The following is a 26976-nucleotide window of genomic DNA, read 5'->3' as shown; positions in this document are numbered from 1 at the left end:
TCATGACCATGATCACATGCGTCTCTCCGGTGAACGGAGAGGTTTATGCCGAACGTCCGGCCTTGTCGCTGGATGCAGCCAGGGAAGTCGTGGCGCGCGCCCGCAAAGCACAGAAAGAGTGGGCGCGCCGTCCGCTGGAAGACCGCGTCCAGCTCGTGCTGAAGGGCGTCGCGCGGCTCAATGAGATGGCCGATGTCGTCGTGCCGGAACTTGCCTGGCAGATGGGCCGGCCGATCAGGTATGGCGGCGAATATCGCGGTTTCAACGAGCGCTCGAACTATGTCGCCTCGATCGCTGCCGATGCGCTCGCACCGCTTGTTGTCGAGGACAGCGCGAATTTTGCCCGCCGCATCGAGCGCGAGCCGCACGGCGTCGTCTTCGTCATCGCACCGTGGAACTATCCCTATATGACGGCGATCAACACGGTCGCTCCGGCGCTGATGGCCGGCAACACCGTCATCCTCAAGCATGCGAGCCAGACGCTGCTGGTCGGCGAGCGGCTGGTGCAGGCCTTCGTCGAGGCGGGCGTTCCCGCCGACGTCTTCCAGAATGTCTTCCTCGATCACGAGACGACCTCGGCGCTGATTGCGGCCGGAAGCTTCAATTTCGTCAATTTCACCGGCTCCGTCGAAGGCGGGCGGTCGATCGAGCGTGCGGCAGCCGGCACGTTTACCAGCCTCGGGCTCGAACTGGGCGGCAAGGATCCGGGATATGTGATGGAGGATGCCGACCTCGACGCCGCCGTCGATACGCTGATGGATGGCGCCACCTTCAATTCCGGCCAGTGCTGCTGCGGTATCGAGCGCATTTACGTACATGAATCCCTGTACGACAGCTTTGTCGAAAAATCGGTCGCATGGGTCTCGAACTACAAGCTCGGCAACCCGCTCGATCCGGAAACCTCGTTGGGGCCGATGGCGCACAAGCGCTTTGCCAAGGTGGTGCGCGAACAGATCGCCGATGCCGTGGCCAAGGGCGCCAAGGCGCTGGTCGATCCCAAGATGTTCCCGGCCGATGACGGCGGCGCCTATCTCGCGCCGCAGATTCTCGTCAATGTCGATCATTCCATGGCCTTCATGCGGGAAGAGACCTTCGGACCGGCCGTTGGCATCATGAAGGTGAAGAGCGATGCGGAAGCGCTGGAACTGATGAACGACAGCCCCTATGGCCTGACGGCTTCGCTCTGGACGAAGGATGTCGAGCGTGCCTCGCGGATCGGCCGCGAAATCGAAACCGGCACCGTCTTCATGAATCGCGCCGATTATCTCGATCCGGCTCTCTGCTGGACCGGCGTCAAGGAAACCGGCCGCGGCGGCTCGCTGTCGGTCATCGGCTTCCACAACCTGACGCGTCCAAAATCCTATCATCTGAAGAAAGTAACAGCATGAGCAATATCTCAGCCAATTGGAGCTATCCGAACGCCTTCAAGCTCGGCCGCGGCCGCATAAAGGAGCTCGCGGACGCCTGCAAGAGCCTGGGCATGAAGAAGCCGCTGCTCGTCACCGACCGGGGACTCGCCTCGATGGCGATCACCAAGACGGCCCTGGATATCCTGGAGGATGCAGGTTTGGGACGGGCGATCTTCGCCGATGTCGATCCGAACCCGAACGAGAAGAATCTCGAAGCCGGCGTCAAGGCATTCAAGGATGGCGGGCATGATGGCGTCGTCGCTTTCGGCGGCGGTTCCGGCCTCGATCTCGGCAAGTGCGTCGCCTTCATGGTCGGCCAGACGCGGCCGGTCTGGGATTTCGAAGACATCGGAGATTGGTGGACACGCGCCAATGCCGATGGCATTGCGCCGATCGTGGCAGTGCCCACGACAGCCGGTACGGGCTCGGAAGTCGGCCGCGCCAGCGTCATCACAAATTCCGCGACGCATGTGAAGAAGATCATCTTTCACCCGAAGTTCCTGCCCGGCGTCGTCATTGCCGATCCGGAACTGACGGTCGGCATGCCGAAGGTCATCACGGCGGGTACGGGCATGGATGCCTTCGCCCATTGCCTGGAAGCCTATTCCTCGCCGTTCTACCACCCGATGTCGGCCGGTATCGCGCTGGAAGGGATGCGGCTGGTCAAGGAATTCCTGCCGCGTGCCTATCGCGAGGGAACGGATCTCGAAGCGCGCGCCAACATGATGAGCGCCGCCGCCATGGGCGCCGTCGCTTTCCAGAAGGGCCTTGGCGCCATCCACGCGCTTTCGCATCCGATCGGCGCCGTCTACAACACGCATCACGGCATGACCAATGCCGTCGTGATGCCGGCTGTCCTGCGCTTCAACCGCAAGGCTATCGAGGAGAAGATCGCGCGTGCGGCTGCCTATCTCGGCATCGCCGGCGGCTTCGATGGCTTCTACGATTATGTGCTGCAGTTGCGTGCCGAGCTCGGCGTTCCGGAAAGCCTGTCTGCCATGGGCATCGCACCCGACCGGATCGACGAACTCTCCGCCATGGCGATCGAAGATCCCAGCGCCGGTGGCAATCCGGTGCCGATGACGCTGGAAAACACCAAGGCTCTCTTCCGGGATTGCTTCTGACAAGCTGCCTGATTTTGGGTGCGCTCGACCAACGTCGCAGCGCGTCCACTGCATATGGAGAATAAAAAAGCCGCCGGGTAACTCCCGGCGGCTTTTTTGTTGGCACCATGTCCGTCAATCAATCGACAAATTCGACGACCACGCCGGGCTTGACCATTTTAGCCAGCTCTGTCGCGTCCCAGTTGGTGAGGCGCACGCAGCCGTGGCTCTGCGACTTGCCGATTCTCGATGGATCCGGGGTGCCGTGAATACCATAGGTCGGCTTCGACAAAGCCATCCAGACGGTGCCGACGGGGCCGTTCGGACCGGGCGGAATGTCGAGTACCTTGTCGTTGGCACCCTGCTTGAAGTTGATCTTCGGATTGTAGGTATAGCCCGGATTGAACGCGACGCGCTCCACCGTGACCGTGCCGGAAGGGGAGGGCGTGTCGGCCGAGCCGATACTGGCCGGATAGGCGGCGATCAACGTGCCGTTGGCGTCATAGGCGAAAACCTGCTTGCGGCCCTTGTCCGCAAGGATCTTGGCGACCGTGCCGGTCTTGCTGGCGCCGGTGTTGACGACCTTGATCGTCGTGCCCGGGACGGTGAAATCCACGCCCGGATTGAGTTCCTTCAGATAGCCTTCATCCATATGAAAGCGTTCCGCCAGCATCTCCGTCGTCGACGTGTAGCCGAGCGAAGGCATCTGGGCCTTCGCTGCGTAATCTTCGGGAATAGACGCGACATAGGGGCCGGCAGCATCGGCAGCCGTGATCGTGTAGTTGACGATCGGCATGCCGCCGGACATGCGAAGCTGCTCTAGGATCGCATCCGTATTGTTCGGGTCGAGGGTCTGACCCGTCATCTGCTGATAGGCGTAGATCGCCTTGGTGACATTTGCGCCCATGCGCCCGTCGATGGCGCCCGGCGAAATGCCTTGCCGCGCCAGGAAGACCTCCAGCGCGGTGATCTCCATCTTCGACTTGCCCTTGAGCGTGATCACGGGCTCGGCCGGCGGCTTGCGGACGATATCCGGCGTTCCCTGCTGCGGATCTATCGAGGCGTAATCGCTGCCGTTCTGGTTCGCCTGGCCCTGGCTTTCGTCCGGCAATGCCTGGTTGTCGAGGGGTTGGCGCTGAATGTCGCCATTGCGGGGGATTCCGCCCGTCACCACGCCGCGGTCCTGCTGATCGTAGCTGTCGGTGCGGTATTGGCGATAATCGCGGTAATCACCGTTGTTGGAAAGCTGTGTGTCGCCATAGCGATCGCCGTCGCCGTTGTCGTCATAGGCATCGCGGGCCGGCGCGCGCGGATAATAGGTGCTTGCCTTCATTTCCGTCGCGACGACATTGCCGTAGGCGTCGATCAGAACCCGCCGGCCGCGCCCGTCGCGCGCCATGGAATATCCGCCCCCATAGGGATATTGATCCAGAATTCGGCCGTCGGGAGTAACGAGAACCGTGTTGCCGTTTCCATTGCGATAGTATTGTGCCTGCGCTTCGGAGAGCGCGAGCATGGACACGGTGGCAATCATTGCCAGGGAAAAACTCAACTTTACGAACCGGTTCACGTCTGTCGAATCCTCGGGATGGTAGTTCGGCTGACACACACATGGCAATTTTGACGCCAGTATGGAAATTTAGATTATCATGCTGAATAAAATATAAAAATTTATGTGATCAAGACTTCAAGTTAACATTCGGTAAGCCAAATCACCGTTTATTTCAGCCGCGCGCCATCATGGGACAGCGCCCGCGCGCGAAGCTGGTCAGGGAGGACTTTGGAAATGATGGATTTTTCTGCGGCCAAGGGGCCGAAGTTGCAGCTGGACGAGGGCTCTGTCCTGGATATCGGCGCCTGTGTCGTCGAGGGCAACAATCTGGCGCCCGGCAGCGCCGTTCCAGACGATGGCGACCCGCGTATCAGCCATTCCGTGGAAGGCTTCCTCTTCACCTGCGGGCCGGATCATATCCGCCATCCCGAGCCGATATCCGGCGCGCATGAAGGCAAGCGCTATCCGCTGCACGGTTCCTTCTCGTCTCATCCCGCCAAAATTCTCTGGACCAAATTCGAGGATGGCAACGCGGAATGCCGCGCGGATATCGATGTCGTCACGGCCGAGGGACGAACGGCGAGGCTGGAGCGTCATTGGCGGATCGATGGCGCAACCGGCGAGGTTTCGCTGGCCGATCGCGTCGTCAATACGAGCGCCGAGGCTATGCCGGTCTTCCTGATGTACCACATGAATATCGGCGGCAAATGGTTCGACGGCGGCACGCGTCTCACCGGACACATGCTGGAGAATGGCGGCTTTCCCTGGACCTTCGGCGAGGAGGGCGGCGATATTTTCTGCGTGCCGGCACAAGGCGAGGCGCAGGATTGGGCGCAGATCAGTCTCGGCCCCATCGCCGCCATCGGCGGCAAGTCCCTGCGGGTGCGTTTCGGCAGCGAAACGCTGCCGTTCCTGCAGGTCTGGCGCAATCAGCGCGCGCCGGCGCATGTCCTCGGCATCGAGCCGGTTTCGCATCGGTGGGTGTCTCGCGCCGAGCTAGACGAGGCGGGTGAGTTCAATATTCTCCAGCCCGGCGAAGCCCGCAATTTCATGCTCAACTTTGCCTTCGTTTGAGCGTGTGCGGCGGTTGACGCTCGATCCGGGGCAGCGTAGATCAAGGCCTCGGTTTTAGAGAGGACATGAACCATGGATATCCGCCCGATCGATGACGAGTACTCGGTATCCGGCCAGATCAGCGTCGAGGATCTCGACCAGATCAAGGCCATGGGTTTCAAGTCGATCGTCTGCCATCGCCCCGATCATGAAAGCCCGGATCAGACGCCATTTGCCGTCATCGAGGCACGCGCCAAGGAACTCGGTCTCGAGATCACCCATGTACCCGTCGGTCCCATGGGCGTAACCGAAGAGGCCGTTCGCGGCATGGTCGATGCGCTGGACGAGTTCCCGCGGCCGATGCTCGGCTATTGCCGATCCGGCGCGCGCTCGACGGCGATCTACCAGAAGACACACCATATCCGCGGCTGAACGGATATTTCCTCGGCCCTTTGGATCGCAGCGCGGGCCACAGGCCGGCCCTGTTTACCTGTCGACGAACAACATCAGGAGAAGATCATGAGCATCAAGCGTATCGACGTAGGCGCCCGCATGAGCGGCGCTGTCATCCACGGCAACACCGTTTATCTCGCCGGCCAGGTTGGCGAAGGCGAGAGCGTCACGGATCAGTGCAAGTCGGCTCTCGCTGAAGTTGACCGCCTGCTTGCAGCCGCCGGCTCCAACAAGTCGAAAATCCTGCAGACGCTCATCTATCTCTCGGACATTTCCTATTTTGCCGAAATGAACGCAGCCTGGGAAGCCTGGGTCGATCCGGCCAACACGCCGGCACGCGCCACCAGCGAAGCCAAGCTCGCCGCGCCGAAGTACAAGGTCGAATTCATCGTGACGGCCGCACTCTAAGTCGAGCCATCGTGTTTTTGGGAAGGCCGGGGAGCTTGCGCTCACCGGCCTTTCGTTTGAGCGATTTGCGTCAGGGTGCGCGAGGGCGTGATCGCTTCCGGGGCGAGCGCGATCTCGATGATGGCAGGCTTGCCGCTTGCTCTGGCCCGCTCGAACGCCGGACCGAATTCTTCCGTCGCCGTCACGGTTTCGCCGTGCCCGCCATAGGCGCGGGCAAGGGCTGCGAAATCCGGGTTGTCGAGCGCCGTGGCGCTGACGCGGCCGGGATATTCCCGCTCCTGATGCATGCGGATGGTGCCGTACATGCCGTTGTTGATCACCAGCACTATCAGTGGCAGGCCGTGCTGGACCGCGGTCGCGAATTCCTGGCCGTGCATCATGAAGCAGCCGTCGCCTGCAAAGCAGATCACCTCGCGCTCCGGAAAAAGCTGTTTTGCGGCAACAGCCGCCGGCAGGCCGTAGCCCATGGAGCCGGAGGCCGGCGCCGCCTGGGTGTTGAAGCGGCGGAAGCGGTGAAAGCGGTGCAGCCAGGTCGCATAGTTGCCGGCGCCGTTGGTGAAGATCGTATCAGCAGCCGTATTGGCTTCGATCCAGTCCATGATCCGGCCCATATGAACGGTGCCGGGGCTTTTTTCCGGCGTTGTCGACCAGGCGAGGTAAGCCGCGTGCATGCGCTCGGTGCGCGCCGACCAGCGTGGTTCGACAGGCGCATCCAGATCGGCCAGCGCCGCAACGAAATCCGCCGGGCTGGCGCATATTGCCAGATCCGGACGATAGACGCGGCCGAGTTCGGAGGGATCGGGATGGATGTGGACAAGCTGCTGGCGCGGGTAGGGAATGTCGACCAGCGTGTAGCTGGAGGACGGCATCTCGGAGAGACGGCCACCGAGAAGGATCAGCAGATCCGCGTCCTTGATCTCCTTTGCGAGCGCCGGATTGATGCCGATGCCGACATCGCCGGCATAGCTCGGATGCAGGTGATCGAACAGCATCTGGCGGCGGAACGAGCAACCGACAGGCAGCCTGAAATGCTCCGCAAACCGCCGGATGTCGGCGACGGCCTGTTCGCTCCAGCGCGTGCCACCGAGGATGACCATCGGCCTCTCCGCAGCGGCGAGGCGCCGGCTGAGGTCGGCGATCTGGCTGCGACCTGGATGGGCGGCCACCGGCACATAAGGCAATGCTTCCGGGGCCTCGACCTCATCGCGCAGCATATCCTCGGGAAGGGTCAGCACGACGGGACCGGGCCGGCCCGATGTCGCCACAGCAAAGGCGCGGGTGACGAATTCCGGAATTCGGGCGGCATCGTCGATCTCGCCGACCCATTTGGCGAATTCGGTAAACGCGCGGCGGAATTCCACTTCCTGAAAGGCCTCGCGTTCGCGGGCGTCGCGCTGGACCTGACCGATGAAGAGGATCATCGGAATGGAGTCCTGCCGTGCGATATGCAGGCCGGCGGATGCATTGGTGGCGCCGGGGCCGCGGGTCACCATGCAGATGCCCGGCTCGCCGGTCAATCGGCCCCAGGCATCCGCCATCATGGCCGCGCCACCTTCCTGGCGGCAGACGAGGACTTTGATATCGCTGTCATGCAGCGCGTCGAGCACGGCGAGAAAGCTCTCGCCCGGCACGCAAGAAATGCGCTGCACGCCATTTGCCTTCAGAGCCTCGACGATGAGTTGCCCACCCGTTCGTTTCATGTCCTCGCCTTTCCCTCCAGTTCGGCCAATTCGGCCAGAACTTCCTCCTGATGCTCGCCGAGACGCGGGCTTGGCCGCGTATAGGTCAACGGTGTTTCCGATAGCACGATCGGTGTGCGCACACTTGGAATGGCGGTGCCCGCGCCGTCCTCCAGGTCCATCCTCAAGCCCCGCGCCTTGATCTGCGGGTCGGCGAACATGTCCTCGATCGTGTTGATGGCGCCGGCCGGAACCGCGTTGGCCTCGCAGGCCTTCAGCAATTCCGCCTTGTTCCATTGCAGTGTTCTTGCCGATACGAAGGCCCGCACCTCGTTGCGGTGGGCGACCCTGGCCTTGTTGGTCGCATAGCGCTCGTCGTCGGCATTGGCGTCTACGCCGAGAATGGCGCACAGGCGGCGGAACTGCCCGTCATTGCCGACGGCAAGAATAAGATAGCCGTCCGCGGTGGGAACGACTTCATAGGGCGAGATATTGGGATGCGCGTTGCCGAGCCGCACAGGCGGCTTGCCCGATATCAGATAATTCATGTTCTGATTGGCAAGCACGGCCGATTGCACATCGAGGAGGGCCATGTCGACAAGCTGCCCTTCACCGCTCTTCAGCGCGTGGATCAAGGCGGCCTCGATCGCCGAAACGGCGTAGATGCCGGTGAAGATATCGGCGATCGCGACACCCGCCTTCATCGGCTGCCCGTCCGGCTCGCCGGTGATCGACATGAAACCGGACATGCCCTGGACGATATAGTCATAACCTGCCAGGCCGGCATAAGGGCCGGTTTGTCCGAAGCCGGTGATCGAGCAATAGACGATGCGGGGATTGATCTTTCTCAGGCTTTCGTAATCCAGCCCGTATTTGACCAGGCCGCCGAGCTTGAAATTCTCGATCACGACGTCGGCCGTCTTCACCAGCCGGCGCACCAGATCCTGCCCTTCCTCGCTTCTGAGATCGGCGGTGATGGAGCGCTTGCCGCGATTGGCGGAATGGTAGTAGGCGGCGGAGAGGTTTTCACCATCCTTGCCCTGGACGAAGGGCGGCCCCCATTGACGGGTATCGTCGCCGCCGTCCGGGTTTTCCACCTTGATGACGTCGGCGCCGAGATCCGCCAGCATCTGCCCCGCCCAGGGGCCGGCGAGCACGCGGGCAAGCTCGATGACGCGGATACCGGAAAGCGGGGGTTTCTTGGTCTTTTGGTCTGTCATGTCCGTCCGCCTTGCTTAGGGCGTGAATGCCGTTTCAGATGTATCGGATACCGGGCGGGAAGCAAAGCGCCGCTCGCGCCAGAGAATGTAGAGTCCGGAGCCGATGATGATGAGGATGCCGAGCCATTTGATCGCATTCGGGAAATTGTCGAAGACGAGCCAGCCGAAGATCGTTGCGGAAACGATTTCGAAATATTGCAGGGGTGCCAGCGTCGAAGCCGGCACGGCGCGATAGGCGTGTACCGTAAGAATACCGGACACGGCCGCAGTGGCGCCGACGCCGAGCAGATAGAGCATCGCCACCAGATCCGGCATGACCGGATCCAGGATGGCCGATCCCGTTATCCGTCCCAGGGCGAGCAGGATCAGGCTGAAGCCGGTGCCCCACAAGCCAGCCTGGAACTGCATAGATCCGGCGTCCTCGCTGTGGGACACCACGCGCGTGATCATCACGTAGACGGCGATGCAAAGAGCGGTGACGACGGGCAGAAGGGCGATGAATCCAACCTCCTGAAAGCTCGGCTGGATAATCAGCATCGCGCCGAAAAAGCCGACGGCGCAGGCGGTGTAGCGCCGCCAGCCGATGGTTTCTTTGAGGAAGATGCTGCTCAGGATGGTCAGCATCATCGGCTCGACGAAGAAGATGGCGATGGCATCGGCAACCTCCATGACCTGCAGCGTGGTCACGAACGACACCATGGACAGCGTCAGCACCGCGGCGCGGATGGCATGAATGCCGGCGCCCCGCCATGTCCACACGCCCCACTGCCGTCGCATCGCCATCATCGGTAGCGCGAAGAGCGACTGGAGGATGAAGCGGGCGGCGGTGACTTCGGCCGGCGGTATCGTGGTAGCCGCAAGCTTCGAGAAGATGTCGATGATCGGCGAGAGGACGACGGAAAGAAACATCATCAACAGGCCGAAGGTCAGCTCCGATTGCGGCAATCGGGTAGAGGAGCCGCTGGAGGTGTTCATTGCAGAATTCCTTGAGAATCAATTCTTTGCCGTCACCTTCTTGCACCAGTCGGCAAAGCGGGAAATAGCTTGGTCGGCGCCGATTTCGTTGAGCGTCTCGTGTCGCATGTCCGGATAGATATCGGTCGTGATATGAGAGAATCCGGCTTTTTTCAAATGACCCGCCAGCCAGCAGATCGCTTTGGCGTTGTCGGTTGCCGGGTCCTTGCCGCCACCGACGAGATGGATCGGCATGTCGCGTCGGAGCCTGTCGAGACAGGTTTTGCGCGGCGCGCGGAAGGTGAGCTCGAATATATCGAGCCATAGCGATACCGAGGCATCGAAGCCGCAAAGCGGATCGGCGATATATTTATCCACCTGCTCGGGGATGCGCGAGAGCCAGTCGAACTCGGTGCGGCGATTCGCGATCGATCGGCCCCAGGTGCCGAAAGTCAGTTTCGGCAAGGGGCCGCTCGGGACGTCCGATCCCTTGAACATGCGCTCCGTCTTGAGGATGAGCTGGGCGGCACGGCCGGCGAGGCCGGGATTGAAATTGGAGTTCCAGACGGCGACGGCGTCGAACCTGTCCGGATGCGTGACGACCGTGTTCAGGCTGATCAATCCCCCCATGGAGTGACCGAACAGGATGATCGGCAGGCCGGGATGGGCGCGGGCGGCAAATTCCCGCATCGCCAGCATATCGGCGATGACCTGCCCGGCGCCGTTTCGCCTGGCGAAGCGCCCGAGCGGCGCATCGTGGGCAACGGTCTCGCCATGGCCCCGATGGTCATGGGCATAAACGTGAAAACCCTGGGCCGCCATCGCATCCGCAAAGGCTTCATAGCGTCGGGAATGCTCGGCGAGGCCATGGGATATCAGAAGGATGCCGCGCGCTTCGCTCGTCGCCGGCGAATGATGATAGGCAATCGTCGCACCCGTCGGGCTGTTCAGGCGCTGCGTCTCGGCGAACATTGCATTCGTTCCTCCCCGATTGGACGAAAGGTCATCGTCTTCCGGATTGCAATGGATAGCTGCCGAAGCTCACAGAAATAAATCTTTTCGGGCATTGCGATTAAGGATTGCGCGCGCCCGATCAAACTGCTTACTTGTTCCTATAATGTTCTAGTTGGAGGCAGGGAATGAAGCATTTGCTTCGGGTATTTGCAGTTGTGCTCCTCTCGGTGGGGACGGCAGCGAGCGCCATGGCGCAGGAGCACAGCCGCGGTCGGACGCGCTTTATCCTGGCGGCAAGCTGGGAGCCGGCATTTTGCGCGACGAACCAGAGAAAGGCGGAATGCCGGAACCAATCGTCGAGCAATTACGATGCGACGAATTTTTCGCTGCATGGTCTGTGGCCGATGCGGCAGGAATATTGCGATGTTTCCGAGGATTTGAAACAGGCGGATCGCAGCAGCGACTGGAAGGACCTGCCGGCGGTACCATTGTCTCCTGAAGTCAAGGCTAAGCTGGACAAGGCGATGCCGGGCACGCAATCGGGTCTCGAGCGGCATGAATGGATCAAGCACGGCACTTGCACGAAGCTCAGCGCCGATCAGTATTTCTCCACCGCCGCCGGCTTGATCGCCGAACTCAACGCGTCGGCCGTACGCGATCTTTTCGCGCAGAATGTCGGCAAGGAGCTTGATGCCGAAAGCATCAAGGCGGCTTTCGACCAAAGCTTCGGCGAGGGCGCCAATGCACGCATCAAGATGAGCTGCCGCCGAGTCGGCAATGTGAGGATGATTTCCGAGCTGACCATCGGCCTCTCGGAAGATGCGATCGATCCGCAGCAGGGGAACGAGCCACGGCTCGCTAAATTGATCCAGGGCGCTGGCAGCACTTCGTTCGGCTGCGATCGCGGCGTGGTGGACGCGGCCGGTTTCTGAGAAAATACGGCGTTTCTGACGCGGATAATGCCCTCGGACAAGGTTTCGCCGTTGCCCGAGGGCGGGGTTTCGCCTACATAGCGGCACAATTCGCAATGTTATCCGTCCGTGGAGTAACCCAAGCTATGGCACGTCAGTTTATTTATCATATGGCCGGACTGAATAAGTCCTATGGCGCCAAGAAGATCCTCGAGAATATCCATCTCTCCTTCTACCCCGATGCCAAGATCGGTATTCTCGGTCCGAACGGCGCGGGTAAGTCGACGGTGCTGCGCATCATGGCCGGCCTCGATAAGGAGTATACTGGCGAAGCTTGGCTGGCCGAAGGCGCCACCATCGGCTACCTGGCGCAGGAGCCTCAGCTCGATCCCAACAAGACGGTTTTCGAAAACGTCATGGAAGGCGTTGCCAAGAAAACAGAAATCCTCAATCGCTACAACGAATTGATGATGAACTATTCCGACGAGACGGCGGACGAGGGCGCCAAGCTCCAGGACATCATCGACAGCCAGAATCTCTGGGATCTGGAAAGTCAGGTCGAGATGGCGATGGAAGCATTGTGCTGCCCGCCGCGCGATGCCGAAGTCACCAGCCTTTCCGGTGGTGAGCGCCGCCGTATCGCACTGTGCCGCCTGCTTCTCTCGCAGCCGGACCTGCTGCTGCTCGACGAACCGACCAACCATCTCGACGCCGAGACCATTGCCTGGCTGGAAAAGCACCTGCGCGACTATCCGGGTGCCGTGATGATGATCACCCACGACCGCTACTTCCTCGACAATGTTACCGGCTGGATTCTCGAACTCGATCGCGGCCGTGGCATTCCCTACGAAGGCAACTATTCCGCCTATCTGCGGGCCAAGGCCAAGCGCATGCAGCAGGAAGCCCGCGAAGAAGCCGGCCGTCAGAAGGCAATCAGCCGCGAACAGGAATGGATCGCCTCCAGCCCCAAGGCTCGTCAGGCCAAGTCCAAGGCGCGTATCAACGCTTACGAACAACTGGTCGATGCCGCCGAGAATCAGCGTCCCGGCGATGCGCAGATCATCATTCCGGTCAGCGAGCGTCTTGGCCAGGTGGTGATCGAGATGGAGGGCATCACCAAGGGCTTCGAGGGCCGCACGCTGATCAACGATCTGTCGATCAAGCTGCCGCCCGGCGGCATCGTCGGCATCATCGGCCCGAACGGCGCCGGCAAGACGACCCTGTTCAAGATGATCACGGGGCAGGAAAAGCCGGATTCCGGCTCGGTCCGCATCGGCGAGACGGTACATCTCAGCTATGTCGACCAGAGCCGCGATGCGCTTGACGGCAATAAAACCGTATGGGAGGAAATCTCCGGCGGCGCCGAAATCATCAAGCTCGGCAAGTTCGACATGAACTCGCGCGCCTATTGCGGCGCCTTTAACTTCAAGGGCGGCGACCAGCAGCAGAAGGTCGGCAATCTCTCCGGCGGTCAGCGCAACCGTGTTCACCTGGCCAAGATGCTGAAGGCTGGCGGCAACGTGCTTCTGCTCGACGAACCCACAAACGACCTCGATACGGAAACGCTGGGGGCTCTGGAAAGCGCGCTCGAAAACTTCGCCGGCTGCGCCATCATCATTAGCCACGATCGCATGTTCCTCGACCGTCTGGCCACGCATATCCTGGCCTTTGAAGGCGAAGGCCATGTCGAATGGTTCGAAGGCAATTTCGAAGATTACGAGCAGGACAAGATCCGTCGCCTCGGCCCCGATGCCCTCAATCCGGGCAGTCAGGCGCACAAGCGACTGACGCGCTAAGCTCTCGGTTTCGCTCTTTGAAAACCCCGGCTTGTCCGGGGTTTTTGTTATATCAAGAATAAACCTCCACCTACGGTGGAGGACTGGACGAGTTTTACACGGTAGTTGAGAGACCTCCTGCTTGAACCTCTGGTGTGGCCCAGACTTCAAACAAGGAGGTTATATGGACGAGCAATCGCTCTCGCATGCGACGTGGGACTGCAAATATCACGTTGTTTTTGGCAGCAAATACCGAACGAAAAGACTCTACGGGGATGTGCGTCGAGAGTTGGGTGAACTCTTACGTCGTCTGGCTCAGCAAAAGGGCTGCCAGATCGAAGAGGGTCATTTGATGCCCGATCATGTCCACATGTTGATATCGATCCCGCCGAAATACTCGGTCGCGCATATAGTTGGATTTTTGAAGGGCAAGACGGCTCTTTACATTGCCAACAAGTACGCGCGTAAGCGCCGCTACAAAGGGTATCACTTTTGGGCACGTGGGTATTTCGTGTCGACGACGGGCTATAACGAGCAGGTCGTCAGACAATATATCCGGAACCAAGAAAAGGCCGACAAAGCTTCCGACTTTGCCGACCTCTTTAATCGTAGCTACTAAGCGCTAACAAAACCACTTCTAGTGGTTCAAGCGCAGCGTTTCAAACCTCCACCTTTGGTGGAGGTCATGACTTTGCCTGAAAACAAGATCGGATATTCCGTTTTCGTCAGAAACTAACAGATTTCCGACGTCGAATTAACGTCGCGAGCGATTGGCTCTTGCAGATCGCACTCAAATCACATAAAGATATCTTTATATCTTGATTGGGTGGCGGATGACGGATCTGGTTAAACTCGGCTTGGACGACGTGGTGGACGTGCTGAAGGCGGTCGGCGAACCGACACGGCTGCGTCTTCTGGCGCTGCTTGCGGCCGGCGATCTCACGGTTACCGATCTTACCGAAATTCTGGGCCAATCACAGCCCCGCATTTCCCGGCACTTGAAGCTGCTGGGGGAGGCCGGCCTGATCGACCGATACCAGGAAGGTGCCTGGGCCTATTTCCGCCTGAAGCAGGAGGGTAAGGCCGTCACGCTGGCACGCGCGCTCCTCCGCCACACCGCCGAGAAGGATACGGTCCTGCTGCGCGATGGCGAGCGGCTTACCTCGGTAAAGCGTGTCCGCGCCGAACGGGCGCAGGCCTATTTCAGCCGGAATGCTGCCGAATGGGATGAACTGCGACGTCTCCATGTCGCCGACGAGGATGTCGACAAGGCGTTGATCGATCTCATCGGTCCGCAGCCGATCGACTCCTTCCTCGATCTCGGAACGGGTACGGGGCGGATGCTCCAGCTTCTCGCGGGGCATTACCGTCGCGCCATCGGCATCGATGCCAGCCGCGACATGCTGGCGGTCGCCCGCGCCAATCTCGACCGGGCCAATATTACGAGCGCTTCGGTGCGGCATGGCGATATCTTCAACCTGCCGCTCGAGCAGCAGGATTTCGACCTTATCACCATCCACCAGGTGCTGCATTTCCTCGACCAGCCGGAGACCGCCGTTAACGAGGCGGCGCGAATGCTGCGGCCCGGCGGCCGGCTCGTCATCATCGACCTTGCGCCGCACGGGCTTGAATATCTGCGTGACGAGCATGCGCATCTTCGTCTCGGCTTCTCGCATCAGGCCGTATCGGATTGGCTGAAGCTGGCAGGGCTGGATGTCGAGCGCGTGCAGGACCTTCATTCGGGGCGGGAAGGCGGTCAGGCGCTGACAGTCACCATCTGGCTGGCGCGCGATCCGCGGCTGCTGATCGCAGCCGAGCAGGGCCACCAATCGTCCCCCATTCTTGCCGGGAGAGTTTGACATGACTTCGAGATCCGAAAGCCGTAACGGCGATCTGCGCATCTCCTTCGAGTTCTTTCCGCCGAAGTCGGAAGAGGCCGAGCAGCAATTGTGGAACACGGTTGCGGATCTGAGCGGCTGGGAGCCCGAGTTCGTCTCCGTGACCTATGGGGCAGGCGGCTCGACCAAGGCGCCGACGCTGTCGGCCGTGCGGCGGATGATCCATGAGACGCCGTTCACGACCGCGTCGCATCTGACCTGTGTCGGCGCGACGCGCGAAGACACGCATCGGGTGATCGACGAGTTCCTGGCAGCCGGCGTTCGCCGTTTCGTCGCCCTGCGCGGCGATCCGCCCGGCGGTGTCGGGTCGGCCTACCGGCCGCATCCGGGCGGTTATGCCAATGCCGCGGAACTGGTGGAGGCTTTGCGCGAGCGCGGCGATTTCGATATCTCCGTTTCGGCCTATCCGGAGAAGCATCCGGAAAGCCGCGATACCGCCGCCGATATCGATATGCTGAAGCGCAAGGCGGAGAATGGCGCCGATCGGGCGCTCACGCAGTTCTTCTTCGATAACGACGCTTTCGAGCGCTATCATGATCGCGTGCGCGCCGCCGGCATCGGGATTCCCATCGTGCCCGGCATCATGCCGATCCAGAACCTGACCCAGCTGAAGCGCTTTGCCGGCGCGTGCGGCACCAGCATCCCGTCCTGGCTCGATGCGCGTTTCGAGGGACTGGACGACAATGCCGAGGAGCGGGCCAAGGTTGCCGCCGATGTCGCCGCCGAACAGATCCGGGATCTGATGCGCCGCGGCATCCACGAGTTTCATCTCTATACGATGAACCGTTCGCCGCTGGTTTCCGCCGTGCTTGAACGGCTGGACCTTCAGCGCAAGCTCGATGCGCGCGCCGGCGCTGCCGCCTGAGCATTTCCGCGCTCTTTTCACATGAAAAAGCGCATGTCCCGCTTGGGCATGCGCTTTTCTAATGAAGCAGGGTTTTGTTAGCTTTTCGGAGTTTGATCGTCTGCGAAGTTCGCCAAAGCCGTCAGATGAAAAGCATCGTCACGACGAAAACGAAGGCCGCACCGACCACCAGGACGTTGATGGATCGTGTCAATCCCATGTCTTCCTCCTCAGTCAGCCGTTAAATTTTATGTCGAAAATGTGTCGTTTGGAAAGAACATTCGATGCTGCGATGCGGTATCCTCTTGCGGTTTTGATTCATGATTTCGCTGCAGGGAATTGAAACACCTTTGAAATTTGCCATCGCTCGCGGTTGACCCGGTTGTGAATAAACCGCAACGGTCAAGCTATGTCCGGGCGGAAACCGCCCTTGATCCAGGCGTAGAGTCTTCCATCCAGAACCAGCAGACCCGCGGCGATCAACAGCATGCCGGTGATTTCAGCAGAGCCTATCCGCTCGCCCAGGAAGAGAAAGCCGAGCAACAGCGCACTTGGTGGCACCAGCAATGTCACGAGAGAAGTGTTGGTCGCTCCGGCAAGCTCGATGATGCGAAAATAAAGGATGTAGGCAAAGGCCGTCGACAACAGAGCGAGGCCGAGAATGGCGGCAATGGCGGTCAGTGGCGGCGCGGCAAGCGTCCAGGGCTGGTCGACGATCAGGGCGGCCGGCAACATGATGAGCGAGGAGCCCGTCAACTGACCCGCAGCTACGACCGGCGGCGCGATGCCTTTGAAGCGCTTGGCATAGATCGCCGCAAAGCCGTAGGAGATCGCGGCCAGGATCGGCAGCGACAATGCCCAGAAGGGAACCGAACCGCCGCTGGTCACGCTTGGGCCCAGCAGCACCACGGTTCCAAGCAGGCCGATGAGACAACCCGCGAGCTTGGTCGAGGTCAGGCGTTCGTCGGTTGTCAGCTGATTGCCGATCAGCACCGTCCAGATCGGAGTGGTTGCGTTCAGGATGGATGCGAGGCCGGCACCCATCTGAGTCTGGCCGCAGAAGAGCAGCACATGCGGGACTGCGTTGTTGATCAGGCCGAGCAGGAGAAATTGCGGCCAAAGACGCCGCAGCGATTGATAGATCCCGAAGCGGCCGGCGAGATAGAGATGCAGCGCCACGGCTGCCAACCCCAAACGAAGAAGGACCAGCGTGAAAGGAGGAATGTGGTGAACGGCGATGCGGGCGAAAAAGAACGATCCACCCCAGATCAGCCCCAGCAATAGCAACAGACCCCAAGTCGGGGCGCTCATTCGATTCCCGCCATTCATCGTTATCTCTCCTCTTTCGGCCTTGTGTAGACCCGAAGAGGACTGCTCTCCACCCGTTTCCTGCTGTGATGAGCGTTTGGGAGATCTATGCGGATGAATGGACGACGGATGAACATGGAAAAGGCGGCTTTGCAGCCGCCTTTTTTGGCCGAGAAAAACGGAAAATCAGAGTGCGTTGAGCAGCGCCGTCGTCGCCCAGCCATCGGCCGGCAGACCCAGGCGGAACTGTTCCTTCTGGATCGCGACGCGCGTGCCGGAGCCTAGAATGCCGTCGATCTTGCCGACATCGTAGCCCCGTGCCACGAGCTTGGTCTGAAGCGCCTTCATGTCGGCATCGTTGAGGCCCGGTTCGGGCGCGCCTTTGTTATAGGGCGGAGCACCGGCAAAACGCGTGGCGAAATAGGCGGCCGACGTGGTGTAGACGAACGACTGGTTCCATCCGAGATAGGCGTTGGTATAGTTCGGATAGGCCAGGAAAGCGGGGCCTTTGCGGCCCTGCGGCAGGATGAGTGCGGCCGACAACGAGCCGAAATTCGTGTTGCCGTCGCGCGGCTTGACGCCGAGCTTGAACCAGTCGCCTGCCGTCAGCGTGCCACCGATGCCGGATTTTTCCCAAGGCAGGCTTTCGGGCACGGTGACTTCCTGCAGCCAGGGCTGACCGCGTTGAAAGCCGAGGCTTTGGATGTACCGTGCCGTCGTAAGAATGACGTCCGGCGCGCTGGTCTTCAAATTGACATGGCCGTCGCCGTCGCCATCGACACCGTAAGCGATAATCGACGGCGGCAGCATTTGCGTCTGGCCGATTTCACCAGCCCATGCCCCCGTCGTCGTGTTCGGATCGGCATCGCCATGCTGCACCATTTCGATATACGAGATCAGGCGCGGCCGGAAAAATTCGGGGCGACGGCAGTCGTGCGAGAGCGTAACCAGCGCGTTGCGGGTGTTGAAATTGCCCTGGACGACGCCAAAATCGGTTTCCATGGCCCAATAGGCGGTGATGACGCCCGGAGGTACGCCGTAATCCTGTTCGGCCTTGGCGAAGACGTCGGCATATTGCTTCATCTTCTGGCGACCGATATCGAGGCGGCCTTGGCTGACGGTGCGCTGCGAGAATTCGAGGAAGGTCTGACGGAACACGCCCTGGCCACGATCCATGGAAAGAACCTTGGGGTCGATCTGTGCGCCGGCTAGCGCCTTGTCGGCGGCTGCGGCATCCGCGCCGGCTGCAATAGCCTCGGCCTTCACGCCGGCGAGGAATGGAGCGAGATCGCCGCCGCAGGCGACTTTGGGAGCGTTGGCGCCATCTCCGCCCGGCACTGCGGCGGGAGCCGCGCTCTGAGCCATCGCCGTACCGGTCACGGCTGAAGCGAAGAGCAGCGCAAGAGCGCTGCGTCGAATGGTGTGACGATCCATGAGCGATCCTTCCTGATGATAGAATAGGGTCGCTTTCACAGAAGATTGTGACATAAGCAAGAGTGAAGTGGGCTCAGTATTAAGAATTTCCTTGCTTCTCTACTGCGGCCACCCAGTTTTGCCAGTTCTGCTCGGAGCCGGCGAAAACATTGATATCCGTCGGTCCTTTGATGCCGGGGATGATTCCCGTCGATGTGTATTGCCAGAAGGCCCAGCTGCGATCCGCGTAGATCTCCCTGGGATGCTTGGCGACCGAGCGGACCCAGAACTGATAGTCCTTGAAATAGCCGACAAGATTCTGGCGGTGGAAGTCGACCGAAGTATAGATGATCGGGCGCTTGCCGTAATAGGCCTGCAGGCGATCCATGAACCGCTTGATTTCCGTTCGCACCGTTTCGGGGGCCGGTCTGGTGCGGCAGGTGGGGGAGCCGGGGTTCCATTCGACATCGACAACAGGCGGAAGCGCCATGGCATCCTTCGGCACGTTGCGGATGAACCAATCGGCCTGCTCGTCGGCGGTGGAGCAGAAATAAAAGAAATGATAGGGCGCGTGCAGCAAGCCCGCGGCGCTCGCTTCATTCCAGTATTCGGTGAAGCGCGGATCGATCCGGTCTTTGCCTTCCGTCGCCTTGATGAAGACGAAGGCAACCCCCGCACCCTTGACGGCCTGCCAGTCGATATCGCCCTGCCATTTGGAAATATCGATGCCATGGATGGGATGGCGCTGCGGATGATCGCGGCCGAAATCCTGCGGCTTCGTATCGCTGAATCTGGTCTTGGGAATGGCTGTCGTCGAAAGGGCGTCATAACCCGTCGTGCAGCCGTTCAACAAAAAGGCGAGCGGCAGTAAGCATGCCAGAAGCCGGCGCATGGGTATCCTGTTATGGCGCGAGTGATCTTGTTGCCCCAAGGCTTGGCTTCCGTAATATGGTCCCCTGAAATCCGAAAGAGCGGTGGACCATGCTGCTGCCAGCCGATCTTGCCACTTTATTCACCATATCAACGTAAAAAATGCGTTATCTTCAAGCAAATTCTTATGCTTGGCCTATTCCGCGGCCGGATTTCCCGCCGGAATCCGCTGCTGCTCAGGCGCCATGCCGGATGACAACGGCTCTCCAGGCATAGCCGCGGCCGATTTTCTCGATCTTCAGCATCATCCCCCGGGCCAGGGCTTTTTCTTCCAGAACGTTCAGGAGATCGGCGCGGGGCGTGACGTGGAACTTCTTCAGCCAGCCTTTGAGCACGGCCCTGAACCAGCCCGGCAAGCCTTCCTGCTGACCGAAATCGACGATATGCAGCTCGCCGCCCGGCGCAATCGCGTCGAGCGATGCATCGACAGCTTTCTGCCACTCGGGGATCATCGACAGGGCATAGGAGATCATGACGCGATCGAAGCCGCCAACGCCGAAATCGGCGGGTGAAAAAGCCGTTGCATCCGCAACGCGGAAATCCGGCATCTGCTTCAGGCCACGGAAATTGCTGCGTGCCGAGATCAGCATCTCCCGCGAAATATCGAGTCCGTAAAAGCGGGCGGAGGGGAAGCGTCGGTAAGCGAGCAACATGTTGCGGCCCGTCCCGCAGCCGACTTCCAGCAGCGAACCGCCGACGGGCACATCCAGATGCTCGATGGTGCGATCGCGCCCGAAGAGGTAGTATTTGCGAGTGAGATCATAGATATGGCGCTGATAGCGGTACATGCCGTCCATCAGCCTGGCATGGCTGTTCACGCCGGTTTCTGCGCTCGTATCCGCCCGGCTCACGCTTTTTTCCCATAGATGTGGAAGCCGCCGTAGATGGCGGAGCGATCGCGCGCGTTGAGCTCCCGCGAGCGCTCCTCGAAGTAAACCCACTGGTCGCGAATGGCCGGAGACAGGCGGCCCTCGATGATGCTCTTTTCCGCTGCTGTGCGGAAGATAACGCGCGCGCCTTCGCGCGCCGTGCGGGTTATCTCGGCCCAGAGGCTGTTGAGCTGTTCGTCGGTCATCCAGTCCTGTGCGTCGAGGAGGATATAACGGTCACGCGACGCTGCGGGCTTGGAGGCCAGCAATTCCGTGAAGTTGGCATGACGCACATCCACTCGATCGGCATTGGCGCGGATCGCGGCATAGTTTTCCGGCTTGAGATAGGTGGGCAGCGGGCCTTGATGCTGGCCGGGATAGCGGCGTGCGAACGCCTGCCAGGCGAAATAATTGTCGCGCATCGGAAAGTGACAGGCAAGCTTCTCCAGGCGGTGCTTCAGCACCGAGGAGATGGAATCGTCGCCGGCAAGGCTTGCGAGTTCGTCGTACTGCTGCGGCGGAATGCCGAGGCCGAAGAGCGAGCTCTTGCGGCCGAGCAGCCACCGGACCGCCCGCTTGTTGAAGATCGGGGCGATTTCCTCTTCGAAGAACTGGCGCTGCTCGCGCATGGTGCGCGCTTCCGTCATCCTGTCGAGGCGAACGCCGTGCAGGCGCGCCAGGACATGGGCCGCCCCGATGAAGCGCCCGAGCAGGCCGGTCTTGTAGATGTTGCGATTGAAGACCGTGATACGGCGGCGGCCATAGACGTCGCGGCCACCCCAGTAGGCCGCGGTTGCCGTGTCAAGGCGCGGTGCGATGAAGCTGTCGTAAGCCTGGCTGTTGGCCGCGATGTCCGGCGTTCCGAAGAAGCGCACGAGATCCGCGTGGCCGGGCAGGAGGCGGAAGGCCGCGAGTTTCAGTTTGTTCAGCGCGATATGGTGACGATTGAGATCGACGACGTCGATGGATGCCGGGGTTCGAGAGAGGTAGGCGAGCATGTTGCAGCCGCCGGAGCCGATGGTGACGATACGGTGATGCGATTGAAGCTCCATCGCTTCCATGTCGATGTCGGGATCTTCCCATATTTGCGGATAGACGAGACCGGAAAACAACATCCCGAACAGGCGCTCGGAGAAGCCCGCCTTGGACAGAGCCTTGTGCTGCAGCAGAGCGTCCTTGAGTTTCCGGTTCTTCTGGAGACCGGCATCCGGGGCGAATTCCGTCATCTGAGTCTTGTCACCGATTTGAGAGTTTCAGGGCGTGTAACCCGGCAATGCTACAGTCTGATGACGTGGACTGTTGGCGGATCGGTGGAAATGCGCTCCGGCATATATGGGGGAAGCTGCAGCTATGATAGGCCCTTTCATCTTGCTAGGTTTCCTGATTGTCTCCGCGTACCTTCTGGAGGGTGTGTTACATGCGCTTGATCTTGAGAGTGATCGGGGCTCTTGCTGTTTTGCTGCTGATCATTGTCGCCGGCGGAGCCATCTGGCTTTCCATTTATCCGCCGGAACTGCTCAAGGTCGGCGACGGCTATGCGGCCAAGATCGTCTGCTCGAATACCTTCGTTGCCAAACGCGATCCGGATGCGGTGCTGGACGAGGACGTGCAGGCCCCCGGCAATCCGGCGCTGAAGCTCATTCGCGTGTCCGTCGATCGCGACGAAGGCGTCGTCACGGCTCGTTTCCTGGGATTGTTTGCGCCGAACCATGCGCTTTATCGCGGGGCACTCGGCTGCGCGACCGTGCCCGACGGCGATTTGCAGGCCGCTCGCAGCGCCGTTTTCCTGAACAAGGTCAAGGTGCCGAAAAGCGATGCGCTGTGGCCGAACGGCGAGGCGGTCAATGTCGGGCAGGGCGAAGAGGGGGAGAAGCTTGCCGATCTCGTGTCGAATCCGGAACTCGCAGGGCCGGCGATGCGCGCGATCGTCGTCGTCAAGAACGGGCATATCGTCGCCGAGGCCTATGGCGATGGCTTCAACAAAGCAATGCCGCTGATCGGCTGGTCGATGACCAAGACGGTGAATGCCGCCATCATCGGTCGCCTTATGCTGGCCGGACGCATGTCTTTCGACGATCAAAACCTCCTGCCGCAGTGGAACGCGGACTCGCGCAAGGATATCAAGCTCAGCGACCTCCTCGCCATGGAGAGCGGCCTTGCCTTCAACGAGTCCTATGGCAGCGTGTCGGATGTGACGCGCATGCTCTATCTCGATCCGGATACGACCAGCATCACGGCCAATGCCCGCCAGGTGGCCGCACCCGGCGAACGTTTCAACTATTCCAGCGGCACCGCAACCCTGCTTTCACGCCTCTGGATGAATCGGCTGCCTAATCTGAGCGCCGCCATTTCCTATCCGCGCGAGGCACTTTTCGGGCCGCTCGGCATGTACAGCGCCGTTTTCGAGGCGGATGAGCGCGGAACCTTCGTCGGAAGCTCCTATCTCTACGCCAGCGCCCGCGATTGGGCTCGTTTTGGCCTGTTTCTGCTACAGGATGGGGTCTGGAATGGGCGGCGCCTGCTGCCGGAGGGATTTGTCGGAGCCATGCGCACTCCGACAAAGGCTTCGGAGGGCGTCTATTCGCAGGTTCAGGCCTGGCTTGCGGGTCCCGGCGGTTCGAATGCGCAATTCGGCCTGCCGGCGGATACGTTCTGGATGAGCGGTCACGATGGCCAAACGGTCGCCATCGTACCATCGGCCAATCTAGTCGTCGTGCGCATGGGGTTGACGCCGGAATGGGCCGATTATCGGCCGCAAATCCTGCTGAAGCGGATCATGGATGCGATAAAGCCGGTTTCCAACTAAGGCATGTCGGGCGCGAACGTCGGTTTTCCGGCAGTTGCGCGCAAGACTTAAAAGGCCTGAAGCGCAACCTGCGACTCAAACGGGATCGCGATGCGCTTCAGGCCAATTTTCAGAGTATCCGGGTCAATCAGTAATTGCCGTTGGCGACGTCCGTCAGGCCCTTGCGCTTGGCATCGTAGTAGTAGCCACGAGCATAGAGCTGGACAGCGTTGGTTTCCTTGTTCGTGGCCTTGCTGTCCGCCGTCATCCAGGCGCCGCGCAGATATTTGGCGGCGTATTTGATGTTGGTTTCGGCATCGAGGAGGCCGGATGGCGGACCTTCGTAGCCCATGGACTTGGCCGTATTGTACTTGATCTGCATCAGGCCGAAATAACCCGCCCGGTTGTAGGCCTTCGGATTGTAGCGGCTCTCGCGGTGAACCACGCGATGGATCAGGGATTCCGGGATTTCGTAGAGCTTGGCGTATTTCTGGATGAGCTTCGAGACGTAGCTCTTTTCCTCTGCCGGCACGTCGGAATCGTAATTCGGTATGGTCATCACCGCAGGAACGACCGTCGGGCCGCTGCTGTCGAAATTGAAGTCATAACGCATGCGGTTGTCCGCATAGTGCGCGAGGCCCATTTGCGCCGGTGTGGCGAAGGCGACTTCGGCCTGCGCCACGGAATCGGGACGCGGCGTCGGAACGGCAACCTGAATGGCGGCGACATCCGACGTCATCGGAATGGTCGGCTCACCCTGAGCCATGGCAGCCGAGACCGGCGTCAAAGCGGCATCGCCGGGGCGTGACGGATTGGGCACGGGGATGGCGACCACGGACGGCACGAGCGGCACATCGGATGACGCATAGGCCGCAGCCGTCGAAGGATCGGCGGCAGTCGCACCCGTCGCCGCGGCAATTGCGGCGGTCCCCTGGTTGGGGGCATTCACCGCCGTTGCCGCAGAGGCGCCCAGGCGAGCCTGCGCCGCATCGATCTGCTGCTGATTTACGGTGCCGTTATTCATCATGCCGGGCGTGACGCGGCCGGATTTTGCCAATGCCGCCTGTTGCTGCTGTCCAGCAGATGCCGGCACTGCCGCAACCGTTGTGGCGCCGCGCGCGGGGGAGGCTGTACCGGTTGCGGTCAGGGCCGTATTCGGATGCGGCACATTGGTGTGTGCCGACGGGAGTTCTGCCTGAGACGTCTGCTGCTGAGTGCTTGCACACCCGGCGAGAGCGCCGCACATCATCGCCGACAAGGCAACGCTGCGCTTCAGGCTGGGAAATCCGATCGCTACCATTCTGTCACTTTCGAAAAGCCAAACCTAATTTCGATGCAATTCGGCCACAGGACCGCCAAATTCGGTCACAGGATCGATAAAATTATGAATCCCCATTAACCTATCCGTGATCGCGCCGCAACCCTGCACCGCCTCAGGCAGCCATCCGGCGATATCCGGCGGTCACGGCACCGGCTGCAATCAACAGGGTTCCGCCCGTTCTGTTGACGGCGCGTTGCACGCTTGCCTTGCGGATGAAGCCGCGTGCCATGTCGGCTACGAATACGTAGACCAACGAGTTCAATGCCGCCAAAGTGAGGAAAGTTGCCTCCAAAATAAGCGTTTGCTCAAGAAACGGCTTCGACATGTCCAGAAATTGCGGCACGAACGCAATGAAGAAAACGATACTCTTCGGATTGAGAGCGGTTACAACGTAGGCGTGCAACATGATTTTTAACGGTTTTTCCTCCGGGAGATTGTCGTTATCGCCCATCGGGCCCGTCACGATAGGGGCTCTCCAGAGCTTGATTCCGAGGAAAACGAGGTAGGCCGCACCGATCAGTTTGAGAATCGTGAATAGTGTCGCCGATGTGGCAAGGAGGGCGCCCAGACCGGCCAGCGAGGCGGTCATTGCCGTAAAATCGCCCAAAGTGACGCCGGTCACGGTCGCCAGGGCCGTCTTGCGGCCATGGCCGAGCGCATAGGATATGACAAGGAGAATGGTCGGACCCGGTATGGCCAGCATGATGCAGGATGCGGCGGCGAAAGCGAGCCAGGTTTCGATGGACATGGAATCCTCCTCTATTCCTTTTTCGCCGCCAGCAAAGACATCGGATTTGCAATCCGTCAATCCGCTTGATCACAGATCAGGCAGCATGATGATCGATCGATCAGGCCTGTGTATATCTCTGCCCGATGTGATCCATGACATCGGCGAACCATTGCGTGGAGATATCGAAGGCCTTGCCGCCCTTGATGCGGGGGAACTCGATGGCGCGCAGCTTGCTGCCCTGGCCTTCGTCATGTCCGGTAACGCCGGATACCTTATTGAGCGCGCTTTCCACAGCGAGGTCGACCATGCCCTGGATCAGACGGAGATCCTCGCCGTTTGCCGGAGCGGAGCGTGCGAAATAGCCCGACTTCTGCACCATGGAACGTTCGGCGCCGATGATCGCGGCGAACTGCTTCTGGAACCAGCCGCCGACGTTGATGGTGTCGATCTTCACATGGCCGAAGGCATCGCGCTTCACGCTTTCGCCGGAGGCTTCGCGTTCGGCGACGATGGCGTCGAGGCCGGCGCCTTCCGATACGAAGAGCGTGACCTGGCCGGTCCTTTCCATGATCGCACGCAGCCGCTCGCCTTCCGCTTCGATGTCGAATGCCATTTCCGGCAGATAGAGGCCGTCGATGCTCTTCATCTCGGCGTTCATCATGAAGCCTTCGACATATTCGTTGGCGCTGCTCTTCTGGATATAGGCGCGGGCGGTCGCCGCCGTCAGCCAGCCGCAGTGGCGACCCATCACTTCGTGAATGACGAGGGTGCGCGGCGCGGCCGTCTGTTCGTTGCTGACGTTATCGAAGAAGTGCGCGCCGACTTCGGCCGCCGTCCAGGCGCCGAGAGACTGGCGGATCGGTACGATGTCGTTGTCGACGGTCTTCGGCAGGCCGACGACGGTCAGGTCATAGCCGTTGGCGCCGAGATAGGCGGCAAGGTCGGCCGCCGTGGTATTCGTGTCGTCGCCGCCGATCGTGTGAAGGATGGTGACGCCGTCGGAGGCGAGCCGTTCGGCCGCGACGCGCAGCGGGTTTTCACCTTCCTTGACCAGGCCGCGCTTGACGCAGTCGGCTATGTTGGTGAGCTTGACGCGGCTGTTGCCGATCGGCGAGCCACCATAACGGTGCAGCAGATAAGCCCGTTCGCGCATGGCCGGCGTCACTTCGATGCTGTCGCCGAGCAGAACCCCTTGGTAGCCGGAGCGATAGGCGACGATGTCGAGATCGGGAGCCACGTCGGTGTAGCGCTGGATCAACCCGCCAACGGCGGAGGACAGGCAGGGCGCCAATCCGCCGGCAGTGAGCATTGCGACTTTCTGTTTGGCCATGGGGATCCTCCTCGCAGTCAAGCTGCTTCATTTCAATGGTTGCGGTGGGAATGGATGCGACAGGCGGGCATGGGTGT

At 60.6% G+C, this 26976-nt stretch carries 24 protein-coding genes; 11 read left to right on the top strand and 13 right to left on the bottom strand.

Going from position 1 to position 26976, the window contains the following annotated elements; all coding sequences use genetic code 11:
• Positions 1–2 precede the first annotated feature (2 nt).
• Together ACJJVH_RS08810 and ACJJVH_RS08805 are read left to right on the top strand one after the other, a co-directional pair.
• Positions 3–1388, top strand: a complete 1386-nt coding sequence (locus ACJJVH_RS08810; RefSeq protein WP_412065106.1) for an aldehyde dehydrogenase family protein — start codon at positions 3–5, stop codon at positions 1386–1388.
• Complete coding sequence (locus ACJJVH_RS08805; protein ID WP_412065105.1) at positions 1385–2533, top strand: iron-containing alcohol dehydrogenase; 1149 nt, start codon at positions 1385–1387, stop codon at positions 2531–2533. The genes ACJJVH_RS08810 and ACJJVH_RS08805 overlap by 4 nt, the downstream gene beginning before the upstream one ends.
• Before the next feature lie 118 nt (positions 2534–2651).
• Here the strand turns inward: ACJJVH_RS08805 and ACJJVH_RS08800 are convergent, their stop codons facing one another.
• Positions 2652–4082 (bottom strand): L,D-transpeptidase, encoded by a 1431-nt coding sequence (locus ACJJVH_RS08800; protein WP_113369720.1) that lies wholly within the window; start codon positions 4080–4082, stop codon positions 2652–2654.
• A gap of 216 nt (positions 4083–4298) precedes the next feature.
• On the opposite strand from ACJJVH_RS08800, the gene ACJJVH_RS08795 reads away from it, so the two are divergent.
• The 3 genes from ACJJVH_RS08795 to ACJJVH_RS08785 all read left to right on the top strand — a co-directional run bounded on the left by ACJJVH_RS08795 (position 4299) and on the right by ACJJVH_RS08785 (position 5978).
• The gene (locus ACJJVH_RS08795; RefSeq protein WP_412065104.1) at positions 4299–5138 is read left to right on the top strand and encodes a DUF4432 family protein; all 840 of its coding nucleotides are present in this window, start codon (positions 4299–4301) and stop codon (positions 5136–5138) included.
• A gap of 72 nt (positions 5139–5210) precedes the next feature.
• Positions 5211–5549, top strand: coding sequence for a TIGR01244 family sulfur transferase (locus ACJJVH_RS08790; protein WP_113356629.1), 339 nt, complete (start codon positions 5211–5213; stop codon positions 5547–5549).
• A gap of 87 nt (positions 5550–5636) precedes the next feature.
• On the top strand, positions 5637–5978 hold the full coding sequence (locus tag ACJJVH_RS08785) for a RidA family protein (protein ID WP_015340385.1): 342 nt from the start codon (positions 5637–5639) through the stop codon (positions 5976–5978).
• Between the two features lie 41 nt (positions 5979–6019).
• Here the strand turns inward: ACJJVH_RS08785 and ACJJVH_RS08780 are convergent, their stop codons facing one another.
• The 4 genes from ACJJVH_RS08780 to ACJJVH_RS08765 are packed head-to-tail and all read right to left on the bottom strand — an operon-like array spanning position 6020 to position 10803.
• On the bottom strand, positions 6020–7678 hold the full coding sequence (locus ACJJVH_RS08780; RefSeq protein ID WP_412065103.1) for a thiamine pyrophosphate-binding protein: 1659 nt from the start codon (positions 7676–7678) through the stop codon (positions 6020–6022).
• Entirely contained in the window at positions 7675–8877 is a 1203-nt protein-coding gene (locus ACJJVH_RS08775) for a CaiB/BaiF CoA transferase family protein (RefSeq protein WP_113369688.1), read from the bottom strand. Before ACJJVH_RS08775 ends, ACJJVH_RS08780 begins: the two co-directional genes overlap by 4 nt.
• A gap of 15 nt (positions 8878–8892) precedes the next feature.
• Positions 8893–9852, bottom strand: coding sequence for a DMT family transporter (locus ACJJVH_RS08770; protein WP_113369689.1), 960 nt, complete (start codon positions 9850–9852; stop codon positions 8893–8895).
• Positions 9853–9870: 18 nt separating this feature from the next.
• Complete coding sequence (locus ACJJVH_RS08765) at positions 9871–10803, bottom strand: alpha/beta hydrolase (RefSeq protein ID WP_412065102.1); 933 nt, start codon at positions 10801–10803, stop codon at positions 9871–9873.
• Between the two features lie 167 nt (positions 10804–10970).
• Here ACJJVH_RS08765 and ACJJVH_RS08760 point away from each other — a divergent pair, with 167 nt between their 5' ends.
• From ACJJVH_RS08760 to metF, 5 genes are all read left to right on the top strand, one after another.
• Positions 10971–11717 (top strand): ribonuclease T2 family protein, encoded by a 747-nt coding sequence (locus tag ACJJVH_RS08760; RefSeq protein WP_113385861.1) that lies wholly within the window; start codon positions 10971–10973, stop codon positions 11715–11717.
• A 125-nt stretch (positions 11718–11842) separates the two neighbouring features.
• Positions 11843–13492 (top strand): energy-dependent translational throttle protein EttA, encoded by a 1650-nt coding sequence (gene ettA / locus ACJJVH_RS08755; RefSeq protein WP_112798035.1) that lies wholly within the window; start codon positions 11843–11845, stop codon positions 13490–13492.
• A 163-nt stretch (positions 13493–13655) separates the two neighbouring features.
• A complete protein-coding gene (tnpA, locus tag ACJJVH_RS08750) occupies positions 13656–14090 on the top strand; it encodes an IS200/IS605 family transposase (protein ID WP_113356627.1) in 435 nt (144 codons plus the stop codon).
• A 214-nt stretch (positions 14091–14304) separates the two neighbouring features.
• On the top strand, positions 14305–15330 hold the full coding sequence (locus tag ACJJVH_RS08745) for a metalloregulator ArsR/SmtB family transcription factor (protein ID WP_112798033.1): 1026 nt from the start codon (positions 14305–14307) through the stop codon (positions 15328–15330).
• 1 nt (position 15331) lies between these two features.
• Positions 15332–16234, top strand: a complete 903-nt coding sequence (metF, locus tag ACJJVH_RS08740; protein WP_412065101.1) for a methylenetetrahydrofolate reductase [NAD(P)H] — start codon at positions 15332–15334, stop codon at positions 16232–16234.
• Positions 16235–16615: 381 nt separating this feature from the next.
• On the opposite strand, the gene ACJJVH_RS08735 is transcribed toward metF, so the two are convergent.
• The 5 genes from ACJJVH_RS08735 to ACJJVH_RS08715 all read right to left on the bottom strand — a co-directional run bounded on the left by ACJJVH_RS08735 (position 16616) and on the right by ACJJVH_RS08715 (position 21959).
• Positions 16616–17542: a DMT family transporter gene (locus ACJJVH_RS08735; protein WP_412065100.1), complete on the bottom strand. Its 927-nt coding sequence runs from the start codon at positions 17540–17542 to the stop codon at positions 16616–16618.
• Between the two features lie 165 nt (positions 17543–17707).
• Complete coding sequence (locus tag ACJJVH_RS08730) at positions 17708–18955, bottom strand: lytic murein transglycosylase (protein ID WP_113404807.1); 1248 nt, start codon at positions 18953–18955, stop codon at positions 17708–17710.
• A 79-nt stretch (positions 18956–19034) separates the two neighbouring features.
• Entirely contained in the window at positions 19035–19826 is a 792-nt protein-coding gene (locus ACJJVH_RS08725; protein WP_412065099.1) for a GH25 family lysozyme, read from the bottom strand.
• A gap of 214 nt (positions 19827–20040) precedes the next feature.
• Positions 20041–20661, bottom strand: coding sequence for a class I SAM-dependent methyltransferase (locus ACJJVH_RS08720; RefSeq protein WP_412065150.1), 621 nt, complete (start codon positions 20659–20661; stop codon positions 20041–20043).
• A gap of 50 nt (positions 20662–20711) precedes the next feature.
• Positions 20712–21959 carry a DUF3419 family protein gene (locus tag ACJJVH_RS08715; RefSeq protein WP_412065098.1) on the bottom strand — a complete coding sequence of 416 codons (1248 nt, stop codon included), beginning with the start codon at positions 21957–21959 and terminating at the stop codon, positions 20712–20714.
• Positions 21960–22150: 191 nt separating this feature from the next.
• Here ACJJVH_RS08715 and ACJJVH_RS08710 point away from each other — a divergent pair, with 191 nt between their 5' ends.
• Positions 22151–23539 (top strand): serine hydrolase domain-containing protein, encoded by a 1389-nt coding sequence (locus tag ACJJVH_RS08710; RefSeq protein ID WP_112798014.1) that lies wholly within the window; start codon positions 22151–22153, stop codon positions 23537–23539.
• A gap of 127 nt (positions 23540–23666) precedes the next feature.
• Here ACJJVH_RS08710 and ACJJVH_RS08705 read toward each other — a convergent pair whose 3' ends face one another.
• The 3 genes from ACJJVH_RS08705 to ACJJVH_RS08695 form a co-directional block, all read right to left on the bottom strand.
• The gene (locus ACJJVH_RS08705; protein WP_412065097.1) at positions 23667–24818 is read right to left on the bottom strand and encodes a transglycosylase SLT domain-containing protein; all 1152 of its coding nucleotides are present in this window, start codon (positions 24816–24818) and stop codon (positions 23667–23669) included.
• 133 nt (positions 24819–24951) lie between these two features.
• Complete coding sequence (locus ACJJVH_RS08700) at positions 24952–25587, bottom strand: LysE family translocator (RefSeq protein WP_112798203.1); 636 nt, start codon at positions 25585–25587, stop codon at positions 24952–24954.
• Between the two features lie 100 nt (positions 25588–25687).
• Positions 25688–26899, bottom strand: a complete 1212-nt coding sequence (locus tag ACJJVH_RS08695; RefSeq protein WP_412065096.1) for a pyrophosphate--fructose-6-phosphate 1-phosphotransferase — start codon at positions 26897–26899, stop codon at positions 25688–25690.
• Positions 26900–26976: the final 77 nt, after the last annotated feature.

Source organism: Rhizobium sp. SYY.PMSO, assembly GCF_046840415.1.
GTDB lineage: Bacteria > Pseudomonadota > Alphaproteobacteria > Rhizobiales > Rhizobiaceae > Rhizobium.
Note: the sequence above shows the minus strand (reverse complement) of the source record. Positions and strands in the feature narration are given on the sequence as shown.

Coding starts and splice junctions, on each gene's coding strand:
- ACJJVH_RS08730 (WP_113404807.1), bottom strand. CDS start 18,955: ATGGATCGTCACACCATTCGACGCAGCGCTCTTGCGCTGCTCTTCGCT.
- ACJJVH_RS08795 (WP_412065104.1), top strand. CDS start 4,299: ATGATGGATTTTTCTGCGGCCAAGGGGCCGAAGTTGCAGCTGGACGAG.
- ACJJVH_RS08705 (WP_412065097.1), bottom strand. CDS start 24,818: ATGGTAGCGATCGGATTTCCCAGCCTGAAGCGCAGCGTTGCCTTGTCG.
- ACJJVH_RS08710 (WP_112798014.1), top strand. CDS start 22,151: ATGCGCTTGATCTTGAGAGTGATCGGGGCTCTTGCTGTTTTGCTGCTG.
- ACJJVH_RS08770 (WP_113369689.1), bottom strand. CDS start 9,852: ATGAACACCTCCAGCGGCTCCTCTACCCGATTGCCGCAATCGGAGCTG.
- ACJJVH_RS08805 (WP_412065105.1), top strand. CDS start 1,385: ATGAGCAATATCTCAGCCAATTGGAGCTATCCGAACGCCTTCAAGCTC.
- ACJJVH_RS08810 (WP_412065106.1), top strand. CDS start 3: ATGACCATGATCACATGCGTCTCTCCGGTGAACGGAGAGGTTTATGCC.
- ACJJVH_RS08790 (WP_113356629.1), top strand. CDS start 5,211: ATGGATATCCGCCCGATCGATGACGAGTACTCGGTATCCGGCCAGATC.
- ACJJVH_RS08775 (WP_113369688.1), bottom strand. CDS start 8,877: ATGACAGACCAAAAGACCAAGAAACCCCCGCTTTCCGGTATCCGCGTC.
- ACJJVH_RS08720 (WP_412065150.1), bottom strand. CDS start 20,661: ATGGACGGCATGTACCGCTATCAGCGCCATATCTATGATCTCACTCGC.
- ettA (WP_112798035.1), top strand. CDS start 11,843: ATGGCACGTCAGTTTATTTATCATATGGCCGGACTGAATAAGTCCTAT.
- ACJJVH_RS08745 (WP_112798033.1), top strand. CDS start 14,305: ATGACGGATCTGGTTAAACTCGGCTTGGACGACGTGGTGGACGTGCTG.
- ACJJVH_RS08715 (WP_412065098.1), bottom strand. CDS start 21,959: ATGACGGAATTCGCCCCGGATGCCGGTCTCCAGAAGAACCGGAAACTC.
- ACJJVH_RS08700 (WP_112798203.1), bottom strand. CDS start 25,587: ATGTCCATCGAAACCTGGCTCGCTTTCGCCGCCGCATCCTGCATCATG.
- ACJJVH_RS08780 (WP_412065103.1), bottom strand. CDS start 7,678: ATGAAACGAACGGGTGGGCAACTCATCGTCGAGGCTCTGAAGGCAAAT.
- ACJJVH_RS08695 (WP_412065096.1), bottom strand. CDS start 26,899: ATGGCCAAACAGAAAGTCGCAATGCTCACTGCCGGCGGATTGGCGCCC.
- tnpA (WP_113356627.1), top strand. CDS start 13,656: ATGGACGAGCAATCGCTCTCGCATGCGACGTGGGACTGCAAATATCAC.
- ACJJVH_RS08765 (WP_412065102.1), bottom strand. CDS start 10,803: ATGTTCGCCGAGACGCAGCGCCTGAACAGCCCGACGGGTGCGACGATT.
- ACJJVH_RS08760 (WP_113385861.1), top strand. CDS start 10,971: ATGAAGCATTTGCTTCGGGTATTTGCAGTTGTGCTCCTCTCGGTGGGG.
- ACJJVH_RS08725 (WP_412065099.1), bottom strand. CDS start 19,826: ATGCGCCGGCTTCTGGCATGCTTACTGCCGCTCGCCTTTTTGTTGAAC.
- ACJJVH_RS08785 (WP_015340385.1), top strand. CDS start 5,637: ATGAGCATCAAGCGTATCGACGTAGGCGCCCGCATGAGCGGCGCTGTC.
- metF (WP_412065101.1), top strand. CDS start 15,332: ATGACTTCGAGATCCGAAAGCCGTAACGGCGATCTGCGCATCTCCTTC.
- ACJJVH_RS08735 (WP_412065100.1), bottom strand. CDS start 17,542: ATGAATGGCGGGAATCGAATGAGCGCCCCGACTTGGGGTCTGTTGCTA.